At 63.6% G+C, this 12,574-nt stretch carries 14 protein-coding genes and 1 riboswitch; of the genes, 3 read left to right on the top strand and 11 right to left on the bottom strand.

Annotated features, from left to right (window positions below; all coding sequences use genetic code 11):
• Positions 1-2 precede the first annotated feature (2 nt).
• The 3 genes from AC07O2_RS21200 to AC07O2_RS21190 are packed head-to-tail and all read right to left on the bottom strand — an operon-like array spanning position 3 to position 2,069.
• On the bottom strand, positions 3-803 hold the full coding sequence (locus AC07O2_RS21200) for a thiazole synthase (RefSeq protein ID WP_495234273.1): 801 nt from the start codon (positions 801-803) through the stop codon (positions 3-5).
• A gap of 4 nt (positions 804-807) precedes the next feature.
• Positions 808-1,005, bottom strand: coding sequence for a sulfur carrier protein ThiS (gene thiS / locus AC07O2_RS21195; protein ID WP_495096621.1), 198 nt, complete (start codon positions 1,003-1,005; stop codon positions 808-810).
• Positions 1,002-2,069, bottom strand: a complete 1,068-nt coding sequence (locus AC07O2_RS21190) for an FAD-dependent oxidoreductase (RefSeq protein ID WP_495234272.1) — start codon at positions 2,067-2,069, stop codon at positions 1,002-1,004. Before AC07O2_RS21190 ends, thiS begins: the two co-directional genes overlap by 4 nt.
• A 44-nt stretch (positions 2,070-2,113) precedes the next feature.
• A riboswitch (TPP riboswitch) is annotated at positions 2,114-2,211 on the bottom strand.
• Between the two features lie 42 nt (positions 2,212-2,253).
• On the opposite strand from AC07O2_RS21190, the gene thiD reads away from it, so the two are divergent.
• Positions 2,254-3,096 (top strand): bifunctional hydroxymethylpyrimidine kinase/phosphomethylpyrimidine kinase, encoded by an 843-nt coding sequence (gene thiD, locus AC07O2_RS21185; protein ID WP_495234271.1) that lies wholly within the window; start codon positions 2,254-2,256, stop codon positions 3,094-3,096.
• A gap of 58 nt (positions 3,097-3,154) precedes the next feature.
• Here the strand turns inward: thiD and AC07O2_RS21180 are convergent, their stop codons facing one another.
• Complete coding sequence (locus AC07O2_RS21180) at positions 3,155-4,438, bottom strand: purine-cytosine permease family protein (RefSeq protein ID WP_495234270.1); 1,284 nt, start codon at positions 4,436-4,438, stop codon at positions 3,155-3,157.
• A gap of 233 nt (positions 4,439-4,671) precedes the next feature.
• Here AC07O2_RS21180 and AC07O2_RS21175 point away from each other — a divergent pair, with 233 nt between their 5' ends.
• Complete coding sequence (locus tag AC07O2_RS21175; RefSeq protein ID WP_495096617.1) at positions 4,672-5,178, top strand: hypothetical protein; 507 nt, start codon at positions 4,672-4,674, stop codon at positions 5,176-5,178.
• 283 nt (positions 5,179-5,461) lie between these two features.
• The gene (locus AC07O2_RS21170; RefSeq protein WP_495234269.1) at positions 5,462-5,863 is read left to right on the top strand and encodes a hypothetical protein; all 402 of its coding nucleotides are present in this window, start codon (positions 5,462-5,464) and stop codon (positions 5,861-5,863) included.
• A 27-nt stretch (positions 5,864-5,890) separates the two neighbouring features.
• Here the strand turns inward: AC07O2_RS21170 and AC07O2_RS21165 are convergent, their stop codons facing one another.
• The 7 genes from AC07O2_RS21165 to AC07O2_RS21135 form a co-directional block, all read right to left on the bottom strand.
• Positions 5,891-6,934, bottom strand: a complete 1,044-nt coding sequence (locus tag AC07O2_RS21165) for an NAD(P)/FAD-dependent oxidoreductase (RefSeq protein ID WP_495234268.1) — start codon at positions 6,932-6,934, stop codon at positions 5,891-5,893.
• Positions 6,935-6,937: 3 nt separating this feature from the next.
• Positions 6,938-7,267, bottom strand: a complete 330-nt coding sequence (gene fdxA, locus AC07O2_RS21160) for a ferredoxin FdxA (RefSeq protein WP_315228620.1) — start codon at positions 7,265-7,267, stop codon at positions 6,938-6,940.
• 40 nt (positions 7,268-7,307) lie between these two features.
• Positions 7,308-8,624, bottom strand: a complete 1,317-nt coding sequence (locus AC07O2_RS21155) for a sulfate adenylyltransferase subunit 1 (RefSeq protein ID WP_495234267.1) — start codon at positions 8,622-8,624, stop codon at positions 7,308-7,310.
• Positions 8,625-8,753: 129 nt separating this feature from the next.
• Positions 8,754-9,677, bottom strand: coding sequence for a sulfate adenylyltransferase subunit CysD (cysD, locus tag AC07O2_RS21150; protein WP_495234266.1), 924 nt, complete (start codon positions 9,675-9,677; stop codon positions 8,754-8,756).
• Between the two features lie 14 nt (positions 9,678-9,691).
• Positions 9,692-10,315, bottom strand: coding sequence for a phosphoadenosine phosphosulfate reductase domain-containing protein (locus tag AC07O2_RS21145; protein ID WP_495234265.1), 624 nt, complete (start codon positions 10,313-10,315; stop codon positions 9,692-9,694).
• Positions 10,316-10,340: 25 nt separating this feature from the next.
• Positions 10,341-10,769: a DUF934 domain-containing protein gene (locus AC07O2_RS21140; RefSeq protein ID WP_495234264.1), complete on the bottom strand. Its 429-nt coding sequence runs from the start codon at positions 10,767-10,769 to the stop codon at positions 10,341-10,343.
• Positions 10,770-10,780: 11 nt separating this feature from the next.
• Positions 10,781-12,559 (bottom strand): nitrite/sulfite reductase, encoded by a 1,779-nt coding sequence (locus tag AC07O2_RS21135; RefSeq protein WP_495234263.1) that lies wholly within the window; start codon positions 12,557-12,559, stop codon positions 10,781-10,783.
• Between the last annotated feature and the right edge of the window lie 15 nt (positions 12,560-12,574).

Genomic DNA, 12,574 nt, shown 5'->3' with positions numbered 1-12,574 from the left:
AACTATTCCTGTGCGTGGTGCCAGAACGGCGTGCCTAGCACCGGCGTGCTGGGGTGGGCGGCCTGCTGTTCCAGCATGGCGCCGGCCAGGAAGGCGCTGCGCCCGGCGGCAACCGCATCGGCAAAGGCACCGGCCATGGTGACGGGGTCTTGGGCCAGGGCGACTGCGGTGTTCAGCAGCACGCCGTCATAGCCCCATTCCATCACCTGGCAGGCATGCGAGGGGCGGCCCAGGCCGGCATCGACCAGCAGCGGCACGCTCAGGCGTTCGCGCAGCACCTGCATGGCGTAGGGGTTGATCGGGCCCTTGCCCGTGCCTATGGGGGCGGCCCAGGGCATGACGGCCTGGCAGCCTACGTCCACCAGGCGTTGGCACAGCACCAGGTCCTCGGTGCAATAGGGCAGCACTTTGAAGCCGTCCTTGATGAGGCGGCTGGCGGCCTCCACCAGGTTCAAGGTATCGGGCTGCAAGGTGTAGTCGTCGCCTATCAGTTCCAGCTTGATCCAGGGCGTGTCGAACACCTCGCGCGCCATGTGGGAGGTGGTAATGGCTTCCTGCAGACCATGGCAGCCGGCGGTGTTGGGCAACACCGGCACGCCGGTCTGGCGCAGCAGTTCCCAGAAACCATTGGGGCTTTTGTCTTGACCGCTCAGGTTCTGTCGGCGCAGCGAGGCCGTGAGCATGGCCGGACCGGCGCGCGTGATGGCGTCGGCCATGGTGCTGGGCGAGGGGTAGCGGGAGGTGCCCAGCAGCAGGCGGCTGGTGAAGCTTTCGCCGTACAGGATGAGAGGGTCGTGGGACATGGTTTCAGCCTCCGGTCACGGGGTGGATGATTTCTATGCTGTCGGCCTCGGCTAGCACGGTGTGCGGGTACTGCGCGCGTGGCACAAAGGTCTTGTTCACCGCGGTGGCAAATGGCGGCTGTGCCTGCATCTGCGCCAGTGCGTCGGCCAGCGTGGCGCCGTCAGGCAGGGTCTGGGGGGTGTTGTTGATGGTGACGTTCATGCTTCTCCTATCGCCAGGTCGAATTGCGTGGCTAGCGCGGACGTGCCGTGTTGCACCAGTTCCAGCACCACGTCCAGCATGGCCGGGGCGATCATGAAGCCGTGGCGGTACAGACCGTTGATTTGCAGCGTATTGGGGGCAATCCGCCGGATCGCGGGCAGGTTGTTGGGCAGGGTGGGGCGGCACTGGGTGGCGCTTTCCAGGATGCGCGCTTCGCCAAAGCCGCTGTGCACGCTGTAAGCCGCGCTCAGTAGCTCCAGACTGGAGCGCACGCTCATGGGCGACATATCGTCGGACTCGATCTCGGTGGCACCCACGACAAAGTTGTTGCCGGGTTTGGGGGCGATGTACAGCGGATAACGCGGGTGCACCAGGCGCACTGGGCGCTGCAGCTCCACGCCTGGCGCGTGCAGGCGCAAAACCTCGCCACGCACCGCGCGCAGGGCCGGCCATTGTTCGCGTGCGCCCAGGCCGCGGCAGTCAAACACCCAGTCGCTGAGGACATCTTCTGGCTGGCGCGGGCTGTGCCAGTGCATGGTGACACCTACCTGCTGCAACTGCACCAGCAGAGCGTTGAGCAAGCCACGGTTGTCCAGTTGTCCCTCGCCGGGTAGCAGCAGGCCCTGGCTGAAGCGGTTGCCGATGGTGGGCTCCAGCGCTGCGATGGCGGCGGAGTCCAGGTGCTGCGGTATGGGTAGGTTGGGCAGTTGCTGGCAGGTGGCGGTGAGCTGCTGGCCAAAGCGGCTGGCCTCGGGGGCGTCTTGCCGGTGCCAGAGAATCAAAGTGCCGTTGCGCTGGAAGAACACCGGCGTGTCCAGTTCGGCGATCAGTTCCGGCCAGCGCGTGAGTCCATGCTGGCCCATCTGCACCACGCCGGTCTCGGTGATGGCCGATTCAGCCAGTGGCGCCAGCATGGCGGCGGCCACGCGGGCGGCTGCGCCCTCGGCCTCGGCTCCGCCGGCCTCAAAGACCTGCACGGTGTGGCCCGCGCGCGCCAGCGCCAGGGCGAGCAAGCGGCCCATCAGGCCTGCGCCAAGAATGGTGGTGGAGAGTGGGGTTGCCAAGGTATCGTCCGTTTGCGAAAGCTCAATTGGGACGAAACGAGGCGCTGTCGTTGATAGAAACTTCCCACGCCAGCATGATCTGGATCGGGTATGAGGGTTTTTCTCAGTCTGGTTTACGTACCAGACACCCCTGTTTCATCCGCAAACCCGGATTACATCACATCGCTGGCCCGATAATTTCAGCATGACTATTTCTGACTCTTCTCCCCGCTATCTGCGCCTGTTGTCGATTGCTGGCTCTGATAGTGGCGGCGGCGCGGGCATACAGGCCGACTTGAAAACCTTTGCCGCGCTGGGCTGCTACGGCATGACGGCGCTGGCCGCGCTGACCGCACAGAACACGCGTGGCGTGACTGCCATCCACCCCGTGCCAGCGTCCTTTCTGAAAGCCCAGTTGCAGGCTGTGCTGGATGATATTGGCGCCGACGCGGTGAAGATCGGCATGCTGCATTCGCCCGAGATGGTGGAGGTGGTGGCCTGGGCCATTGACCAGTACCAACTACAACGCGTGGTGCTGGACCCGGTCATGGTGGCCACCAGCGGCGACCGCTTGATGGCGGTTGAAACCGTGCAGGTACTGGTAGCCCAGCTGTTTCCCCGCGCCACCGTGGTCACACCCAATCTGGATGAAGCGGCTTTGCTGCTGGGGCGCAGCGTGGATAGCGTGGAAACGCTGGAGCCTGCGGTGGCGGATTTGCTGGCGTTAGGTGCGCCGGCCGTGCTGCTCAAGGGGGGGCACCTGCCGGGGGATGCGGTGGTAGACCTGTTGGGCCAGCGCGATGGTAGCCGCCAGCCCTGGCATTCAGCCCGCATTGCTACGCACAACGGCCACGGCACGGGCTGCACGTTGTCGTCTGCCATTGCGGTGTACCTGGCAAAGGGCTTTGAGCTGACAGAGGCGGTGGGCCAGGCCCGGACTTATATCCGTGGCGCCATACAAGCCGGTGCCAGCGTGCACACCGGGCACGGCCACGGACCGTTGAACCACGGATTCGCGCCCTTGCCCATGCAGGTTCTAGGCGTTTGAGGGTTTATAGGAAATAGACCTGTAGCGCAGGTATTACCTGCGCAAGCAGCTATTTTTTCTATAGCGCGTAGGTGATGCGCAAAGGCCGCGTCAACCAAGCTACGAAGAATACCAGGGCCAGCGTGGGCAGGGCGGCGCCGAACTGTGGCGCGTAGTTGGTCAGCAGGTGGTAGGCCACAATGCCGGCCACCCATAACAGGGCAGCGCTGGGCTCCACCAGGCGTTGTGATGCGGTGGCCGTGCCCTGTGACAGGCGGCCCAGGATCACACCGTACAGGGGCACGAACACCGAGCTCAGCAGTGTCAGAAATGGCTCCAGGCTGTGCATGGGCAGCACCAGCGCCAGGCCGGTGCAGGCCACGGCCAGCAGCAGGCCCCAACGGCGCACGCTCCACCAGGGGGCGAGGCTGTGGGCGGATACCGCACCCGAATACACGTCGCCGTAGGCGTTGTCGATCTCGTCCACCAGGATCAGCCCCAGCGCCAGCAGGCCGCCCTGGGCTAGCAGCAATGCGGTGACCAGGCCGGTATCCGGGCCGGCCACGGTCACCACCATCACGCCCAGTGCATAGCACCAAATATTTGCCAGCGCATAGCCCAGCCAGGTGCCGCTCATGGCGCTGCGGCCTTGGCGGCCGTGGCGCGCATAGTCGGCCACCAGCGGCAGCCAGGACACGGGCATGGCGATCACCAGGTCCATGGCCGACAGCAGGCCCATGCTGCCGTCGCCCGGCCGGGTCCAGAAGGCGTGTAGGTCAGATTCCATCAGCTTGTGGCCGAACTGCCAGCTCAGCCATAGCAGGGACAGCACCACCAGCGGCAGGCCGTAGCGGCTGATGAATTTGCGCACCAGGGTCAGCATGGAGCCGGCCATCAGCGCAGTCAGCAGTGCGCCCCATAGCAGGGTCACCAGCAGCGTACCTTGGCTGCCTTGCGGTATCCAGCCGAAATGTTCCTGGGCAATGGCCAGGGTGCCGTCGCGCATCACCACCAGCTCAAATGCGGTCCAGCCCAGCAGTTGCACAATGTTCAGCACCACCGGCAGGCGCGCAAAGCCGCTGCCATAGGTGGCGTGCATCAGGCCGGCGCTGGAGAGGCCGCTGTCACAGCCAATGCGCGCCGTCCAGGCCAGCAGACCGGAGCCAACGAGAGAGCCCAGCACAATCGCCAGCACGGCATCGCGCGTGCCTACGGCGGGCACCAGGTAGGCGCCGATCTGCATCACCAGCAGACCCACTCCTAGGCTGAACCAGAGTGCGGCATGGGCCGACCAGCCGAAGACGCGCTGCGCCTGCGGTATCGGCGTCAAGGCCTCGTTATTGAAAAAGGATGGCTGAGCCATGTGTTTGCTCCATACAAATGATGCCGGTCAGTGGGCCTGTAGCTCGCGGGCCAGTGCTGGCGCAGGGACGCAAGATTTTATCGTGGCGCCATCTTGTGGTGCATAGGGCGTCTGGCGTAGGCGTTAGCTGTTTAAAGTGCTATTAATTTTATAGCGATACAATCGGCGGCTGTTTTTGGGCCGGTGCGTGCTGCGCCGGCCCGAGCATTCTTACCCCCACATCCCTGAATACTATGGACGCTTTCATCCGCCCCTGGCAGTTTGTTTTCTGCGCATTGCTCGGTCTGACCGGCAGCGCGATGGCCCAGACCGCCACCGACAGTGCTGACCAGCCCTACCGCTGGCGTATCGAGTTCAGCCCGCACACGACCCACTACAGCTACAACCCCGAGCATCGCCCGGTGCATTTGCTGGGCCTGGAGCGTGAATCCACCGCCGACAACAGCTTTTACGGACTGGCGCTGTTCAGCAACTCCTTTGGCCAGGACAGTGGCTACCTGTACCTGGGCAAAAGCTATTACGGTGTGTTTGACAGCTATCCCAAGATCTACTTGAAATGGTCGGCGGGCATCTTGTACGGCTACAAGCCGCCATATGAAAACAAGGTGCCGCTGAATCACAACGGCTTTTCGCCCGCCATCGTGCCAGCTGTGGGCTGGAAGTTTGATTCCGGCTGGCATGCGCAGATTGACATGCTGGGCACGGCTGGCTTGACGTATTCGGTGGTCAAGGAGTTCTGAAGCCGGCGACAGCGTGAAGTCCTGTCACAAAACAGGTCTTTTTCTCACACACAGACTTTTTTCTTTGCGCCACAATGGGGTTAACTACCCCAGGATGTGCGCCATGCAATCTGCCGGTCTGTACACATTCTTACCGTCTTTGCGGCCGTGCGGGCTGTCTCCGCTGGTGGCATTGTGTGTGGCGTCCTGGGTCCATGCGCAGCAAGATGTGGTGGTCCCCCAGCCCAGTTTGCAGCTGGAGTTGGCCCCCGTTCCCAGTCTGGACCGCACTGCAAATTCCCGTATGTCTTTGACCGGCTGGTCCGGCTCCTCCCCTCAATCGGCGCTAGGCCTTAGCGCTGCCGTAACCCCCCCTGCCGCTAGCCCGGCACTGAATGGCCGCAGCGTTTCTCCTGGGTTGGATCTGGGCCTGCGCTGGCGTTCTTCAGAGGACAGCCGGGGCCGCGTGAATATCGGCATCTGGCAGCATGTGGCGCCGGCGCCGGATGCGATGGAGCTGATCCAGCGGGCGAACGGAGAGCCCAGCTACGACACGCGGCTGGAGATGCAGTTCAGCTCGGCCACCGCGCGTGGCATCCAGTTCGAGTTGGGAGGTGCCTTGGGCATGCAGCTCAACAACAACGAGAAGCTGGTGCTGCGCGTCAGCCGTGGCAAACCCATGGTGTATTACCGCGCGAAGTTTTAACGCGAGTGCTTCTGAGTCCCGGGCGCTTTATTCTGCTGTTGGCGTAGCTACGCCCAACAACTGGTGTAGCCGTGGCGAGGTTGTTGTGTACTGGAACGGGATTTTCTTACCGGGGAAGACCAGCGGTGCAGCGGCGTAGGCCGCCAGCGTGGCTTCGTGGAAGCCGCAGACGATAAGCTTTTGCTTGCCGGGGTAGGTGTTGATGTCGCCCACGGCGAAGATGCCCGGCTCGCTGGTTTCAAAGCGCGCTGTATCCACGGCCAATTGCTTGCGCTCCATGGCCAGGCCCCAGTCGGCGACCGGGCCGAGCTTGGGCGACAGGCCCTGGAACACGCTGATGGCGTCTGCCGAGAGGCGGTGCAGCACACCATCCACGTCGCTGATCTGCAGGGCGGTCAAGCGGTCGGCATCGGCCTCAAAACCAGCGATCTGTCCGACCATGAAACGCATGCGCCCGGCTTGCTGCTGCATCTGCATTTCCACAATGTCGGCGGTGGGCGCCTGCAGCACATCGCGCCGGTGCAACAAGGTGACGCTCTTGGCATCGGTCTCGGCCAATGCCAGAGCGCAACGCAAGGCGGCTTCGTCACCACCCACCACCACCAGGTGTTTGTCCGCGACATCCGCGGGTGGGGCGTGGTAGTGCAGTTGGCTGCCTTCAAAGGCCTCGATACCATCCATCTTCAGACGCCGAGGCTGGAAGGCACCAACGCCGGCGGCGATCACCACCACGGGCGCCAGCAGCTGGGTGCCGCGGTCGGTGGATACCAGGAAGCGGCCATCGGCCTGTTTGGCGATGCTGCTGACTTGCTGACCCAGATGGAACTGCGCGCCAAAAGGCTGTATTTGCTGCAGCAGCGACGCGGCCAGCGCCCGGCCACTGGTGGCCGGCGTGCCGGGAATATCGTAGATGGGCTTGTCGGGGTAGAGCTCCATGCACTGGCCACCCGCGTGGGGCAGGGCGTCAATCACATGGGTGGGAACCTCCAGCAGGCCCAGCTGGAAGACCTGGAACAGCCCGACCGGGCCCGCGCCGATGACAACGGCGCCGGTTTCCAGTACGGGCAACACGGTTTAACGTTCCAACAGCTGGATCTTGGGCATCACGTCTTTCCAGTCGTCTGCGTCGGGCAGGGCTGGTTTGCGCTTGGTGATGCTCTTCCAGCCGTCGGCGCGGGCCAGTTCCACATTCAGCTTGATGAAGGCCAACTGGTCGGCTGGCATGTCTTCTTCGGCGTAGATGGCGTTGGCCGGGCACTCGGGGATGCAGACGGCGCAGTCAATGCATTCATCCGGGTCGATGACCAGCATGTTGGGGCCTTCGCGGAAGCAGTCCACGGGGCAGACGTCCACACAGTCTGTGTATTTGCACTTGATGCAGGCTTCGGATACGACGTGAGTCATGGTATTTTTTTCAATTGCGGGGTTAACCCGTGATTTTAAATTAGCGGACCAGCACGGCGCCCGAGGTCTTGTGCGAGGCCGTATCGACCAGCACCAGCGCACCCAAAGAGCGCGATTGGATGTAGGGCAGGGTGGCGATGCCTTCCTGCAGCGCCAGCTCGATGTGGCCGATGGCGTTCGGCGGTAGCTCGCTTGCATCTTCCTCGGCCAGGGTGTTGATGTCCAGCTTGTGGACGATGCGTTTGACCTTGGCCTTGACCCAGCGGTGGCCGTGCAGCGCCCAGTAGACGCGGCCGGCAACCAGGGGCTCGTCGTCCATCCAGGCCACGGTAGCCGAGATTTCGCGGCTGGCTTCGAATTGGCCCGGGGCCAGCAGCCAGTCGCCGCGCGATACATCGACTTCGCGGTCCAGCGTGATGCCGGCGCTATTGCCGGCCAGCACGCTCTTGGGGTTGCGCGCATGGTCCAGCACCTGGGCCACGGTGGCCGTTTGGCCGCTGGGCAGGATGCGGATTTCTTGGCCAACTTCGACCTTGCCGGTGGCCACACGGCCCCAGAACACGCGGCGGCCCTGGCTGGTGTCGCTGCTGGACGAGAACTTTTCCACCCACTGCACGGGGAAGGCGAAGGGCTGCTCGACTTCGGCCGGCGTGCTCGGCAGTTGCTCCAGAATCTGTAGAAGGGTCGGGCCGGTGTACTTGCACCAATCGGGGTTTTCGCTGTGGCCGGCTTCGACCACGTTCCAGCCCTTCAAGGCCGAAATCGGCACGATGGCCTTGACCGGAATCTCGGCGGCGGCGGCAAAGCTGTTCAAAGCAGCGCTGATGTGGGCAAAGGCCAGGGCCGAGTCTTCCACCGCGTCCAGCTTGTTGATGGCAAACACGATGCTGGGTACACGCAGCAGGTGGCACAGCAGCGAGTGGCGGCGGGTTTGCGGCAGCAGCTCCAGCGCGGCGTTCTTCCAGTCGAGCTTGGTGGCATCGACCAGCACCACGGCGGCGTCGGCACTGCTGGCGGCGGTCACCATGTTGCGGGTGTACTGCTCGTGGCCGGGCGCGTCGCCGATGATGAACTTGCGGTCTTCGGTGTTGAAGTAGCGGTAGGCCACGTCGATGGTGATGCCTTGCTCGCGCTCGGCGCTCAGACCGTCGGTCAGCAGGGCCAGGTCGGTTTCGCCCTGGCGCTGCACGCCGGCCAGGTGGTCTTGCAGCACCGCCTTGGTGTCGACCAGCAGGCGGCCGATCAAGGTGCTCTTGCCGTCATCGACCGAACCACAGGTGATGAATTTCAAGGCTGAAAGGGCTGCAGCGCTGGTAGTACCTGCGGGAGTAGCTATTAATGTTGTAGCGTTTGTCATTTCAATCAATCACGTTAATACAGAACGGTCCAAGCCCTGAGACACCGTGGAACCGGCTTTGCCGGGCCTCTGGTGTCGCCCCCTGCAAGGGGGTAGGAGGCCACACGAAGTGGGCAAGCCTGGGGGTGTTCAAAAATATCCGTCTTTCTTGCGCTTCTCCATCGAAGCCTCAGAGGTTTTGTCGTCCATGCGGGTCGCGCCGCGTTCGCTCACATCGGCGGCCAGGGTTTCGATCACGATGTCGCCGGCGGTGGCGGCAAAGCTCTCCACCGGGCAGGTGCAGGTGATGTCGCCCACGGTGCGGAAGCGCACGTCGCGCAGCTCGGCCGTTTCGCCGGCCTTCAGTGGGGTCAGGTCGGTTACCGGCACCAGCAGGCCCTTGCGCTCGACCACTTCGCGTTTGTGCGTGTAGTACAGCGAGGGAAGGGCGATTTGCTCGCGCTCGATGTACTGCCAGACGTCGAGTTCGGTCCAGTTGCTGATGGGGAACACGCGGAAGTGTTCGCCGGGCTGCAGGCGGGTGTTGAACAAGGTCCACAGCTCAGGGCGCTGGGCCTTGGGCTGCCATTGGCCGAAGCTGTCGCGGTGCGAAAAAATGCGCTCCTTGGCACGGGCTTTTTCTTCGTCACGGCGGGCGCCGCCAATCAGTGCGTCGAAGCGGAATTCTTCAATCGCTTCCAGCAGGGTCACCGACTGGTGCACATTGCGCGATTCGCCAGGGTGGGCCAGGCGCACGGTGCCGCGCTTCATCGAGTCTTCGACATTGCGCACGATGAGTTCGGCACCCAGTTCCTTGGCACGGAAGTCGCGGAAGTCGGTCACTTCATGGAAGTTGTGGCCGGTGTCGATCATCAGCAGCGGGTACGGGATACGGCCTGCGCCGAAGGCTTTTTCGGCGCATTTCAGCAGCACCAGCGAGTCTTTGCCGCCCGAAAACAGCAGGGTGGGGCGTTCAAACACGGCAGCCACTTCGCGCAGGATGAAGATGGTTTCTTCTTCCAGTGCGTCGAGGTGGGTATTGCTCAGATGGTGTGGGGTCACTTGGGTATTCATGTCGGGGTCAGGTTTCAGTGGGCAAGGTGCAAGCCGCACTCGCGGTTGTCTTCACCCTTGGTGGGGTCCACGTAGTCGAAGTTGTTGGGCAGGCCGTGGGTCACACAGTATTCGTGGAGCTCTTTGGACGACCAGTGCAGCAGCGGCGCGACCTTGATCAGGCCGTCGGGGTTGATGCTGACAGGGTCCATCTGGGCGCGCACGGCGGTATCGGTGGCGCGCAGTGCGGTGAACCAGACCTTAGGCGCCGTCTCGCGCAGTGCGCGGGCAAAAGGTTCCAGCTTCACTTCTTCGGTGAAGGCTGCATGGCGCGGATCGTCCAGCGCGGGCGTCGCGCCTTCCACGGCCTCGCGGTGCGCTCGCGAGCGCAGCGGCAGGTAGATGCGCAGGTTCAGCTTCAGCTGTTTTGTCACTTCATCGACAAACTGGTAGGTGGCCTCGGTGTTGTAACCGTTGTCCATCCAGACCACAGGCACGTCGGGGTTGACGCGGGTGACCATGTGCAGGATGACCGCCTCGAAGGGGCGGAAGTTGGTGGTGACGATGGCGGGCTGGCCTAGGCCAAGCGCCCATTCCACCAGTGCGGGGGCGTTGCGGCCGAGGTCGGCGTTGATTTGTGCGAGATTGAGGGTGCTCATGGTGTTGGTTCCGATTGGGCCGATATCAGGCCGAGTCTTGCCGTTCCAGCTCGGCACCGTAGGCTGCGCTGTCTTCGGTTTCGGCAAAGTGGGGCACCACGTGGACGGCATCGCCCTGGTAGAAGCCCTGGAAGCGGTCGAACTGGCGCTGGGCGGCACTGGCGTCTACGCCTTCGCGCAGCACGGCCACGTCAAAGCCGCTGCGTTGCATCTGTACCAGTTGGTCGATCAGCACGTCGCCGGTGGCGCGGATTTCGCCGGTGAAGCCGAGGCGGCGGCGCAGCAGAAAGGCCTGGCTGTAGGCGCGGCCATCGGTGAACTTGGGGAAGTTCAGGTCGATGCGGGTAACGCCCGCCAGGTCCAGGCTGCGGGGGTCTTCGGTGTTGGCTAAGGCTATTTGGTCTTTTTGGCCTTCAGCGCAGGGAATATGTGCGGTAGCAGCTATTATTTTCATAGTATTTCCTCTCAGGCAGCAACGCTGTCGCGGGTGGGCTTGCCGGTGCTGATGCGGGCGCCGTTGGCAGCCTGTTTGAACGGGTCCTGGCCGACGCGGCGCAGGGTGTCGATGAAGTTTTCACCGCTGTGGCGGGTGCTGCGGTAGGTGTCCAGCACGGCTTCGATGACTTCGGGTACTTCGGCTGCGCTGAAGGACGGGCCGACGACCTTGCCCGCAATGGCGGGGCCGGACAGATTCGAGCCGTCCGAGCCGGCCAGCGTCACCTGGTACCACTCCTGGCCGTCCTTGTCCACGCCCAGAATGCCGATGTGCGCGCTGTGGTGATGGCCGCAGGAGTTGATGCAGCCGCTCATGTGCACGTCGATCTCGCCCAGGTCGTGCAGTTCGTCCATGTCCTGGTAGCGCTGGCTGATGGCTTCGGAAATCGGCAGCGAGCGGGCATTGGCCAGGCTGCAGAAGTCGCCGCCGGGGCAGACGATCATGTCGGTCAGCAGGCGGATGTTGGCCTTGGCCAGGCCCAGCGCCTTGGCTTCGGCGTACAGGGCGGGTAGCTCGTCGGCGCGGACCCAGGGCAGCACCAGATTCTGGTCGTGGGTCACGCGGGTTTCACCGGCGCTGTAGCGGTCGGCCAGGTCGGCTGCGGCATCCAACTGTTCTGCGGTGGCGTCGCCGGGCGAGTAGCCCAGGCGTTTGAACGACAGGGTCACGGCACGCAACAGCGGGTTTTGGTGGGCGGCTACGTTTTGCTTCAGCCAGCGGGTGTAGTCCTTGTCGTCGACAGGGGCCGCAACCGGGTTGGCCAGGGCGGGCAAGGCACCGACGCGACTGGCCGGAGGAACGAAGCTGGCGGTAACCCGGTCCAGTTCGGCCTGGCTGATGGTGTGTGGCGCGCCGTCACGGGTCAGGATTTGCTGGTATTCATCCTCGACCTCGTCGATATAGCGCTGGCCTTCGGCCTTCACCAGGATCTTGATGCGCGCCTTGTACATATTGTCGCGGCGGCCCCAGCGGTTGTAGACGCGTACCACGGCTTCCAGGTAGTTGAGTATCTGGTTCCAGGGCAGGAAGTCGCGGATCACGGTGCCGACGACCGGTGTGCGGCCCATGCCGCCGCCAACCATCACGCGCAGGCCGACTTCACCTGCCTCGTTCTTCAGGACATGCAGGCCTACGTCGTGCCAGGCGGTGGCGGCGCGGTCGTCGGTGGCGCCGACGATGGCGATCTTGAACTTGCGTGGCAGGAAGGCGAACTCATGGTGCAGCGTGCTCCACTGGCGGATGATTTCGGCCAGGGGGCGGGGATCGGCGACTTCATCGGCGGCAATGCCGGCGCGCTCGTCGCTGGTGGTGTTGCGGATGCAGTTGCCGCTGGTCTGGATGCCGTGCAGATGTACGCTGGCCAGCAGGTCCATCACGTCGGCGCTCTTGTCCAGCGGAATCCAGTTGAACTGGACGTTCTGGCGGGTGGTGAAGTGGGCGCAGGCGCTGGGCAGACTGTGCAGATCGCTGAGGCCGGGGTTGGCCTTGGCCAGGTCGTGCGCGTCTTTTTTATCAAAATCGCGGGCGATGGTGCCCAGCACGCGCAGCTGGGCGCTGTTCAGCTCGCCATAGGGCACGGCCACGCGCAGCATGGGGGCAAAGCGCTGTACATACCAGCCGTTTTGCAGGCGCAGCGGGCGGAACTCGTCTTCGGCCAGCGTGCCCTTTTGCCAGCGTTCCAGCTGGTCGCGGTACTGGGCGGCGCGCAGTTGCACAAACTGTTTGTCAAATTCGGTGTATTGGTACATTTTGGTGGTCTATCG

The sequence above is a fragment of the Rhodoferax sp. GW821-FHT10B06 genome (assembly GCF_059415605.1).
This window is presented reverse-complemented; position numbering and strand designations above follow the sequence as displayed.

Excerpts from the sequence above, each read along its gene's own strand:
- AC07O2_RS21135 (WP_495234263.1), bottom strand. The coding sequence starts at position 12,559 with ATGTACCAATACACCGAATTTGACAAACAGTTTGTGCAACTGCGCGCC.
- fdxA (WP_315228620.1), bottom strand. The coding sequence starts at position 7,267 with ATGACTCACGTCGTATCCGAAGCCTGCATCAAGTGCAAATACACAGAC.
- AC07O2_RS21180 (WP_495234270.1), bottom strand. The coding sequence starts at position 4,438 with ATGGCTCAGCCATCCTTTTTCAATAACGAGGCCTTGACGCCGATACCG.
- thiD (WP_495234271.1), top strand. The coding sequence starts at position 2,254 with ATGACTATTTCTGACTCTTCTCCCCGCTATCTGCGCCTGTTGTCGATT.
- AC07O2_RS21170 (WP_495234269.1), top strand. The coding sequence starts at position 5,462 with ATGTCTTTGACCGGCTGGTCCGGCTCCTCCCCTCAATCGGCGCTAGGC.
- AC07O2_RS21145 (WP_495234265.1), bottom strand. The coding sequence starts at position 10,315 with ATGAGCACCCTCAATCTCGCACAAATCAACGCCGACCTCGGCCGCAAC.
- thiS (WP_495096621.1), bottom strand. The coding sequence starts at position 1,005 with ATGAACGTCACCATCAACAACACCCCCCAGACCCTGCCTGACGGCGCC.
- AC07O2_RS21175 (WP_495096617.1), top strand. The coding sequence starts at position 4,672 with ATGGACGCTTTCATCCGCCCCTGGCAGTTTGTTTTCTGCGCATTGCTC.
- cysD (WP_495234266.1), bottom strand. The coding sequence starts at position 9,677 with ATGAATACCCAAGTGACCCCACACCATCTGAGCAATACCCACCTCGAC.
- AC07O2_RS21140 (WP_495234264.1), bottom strand. The coding sequence starts at position 10,769 with ATGAAAATAATAGCTGCTACCGCACATATTCCCTGCGCTGAAGGCCAA.
- AC07O2_RS21200 (WP_495234273.1), bottom strand. The coding sequence starts at position 803 with ATGTCCCACGACCCTCTCATCCTGTACGGCGAAAGCTTCACCAGCCGC.
- AC07O2_RS21155 (WP_495234267.1), bottom strand. The coding sequence starts at position 8,624 with ATGACAAACGCTACAACATTAATAGCTACTCCCGCAGGTACTACCAGC.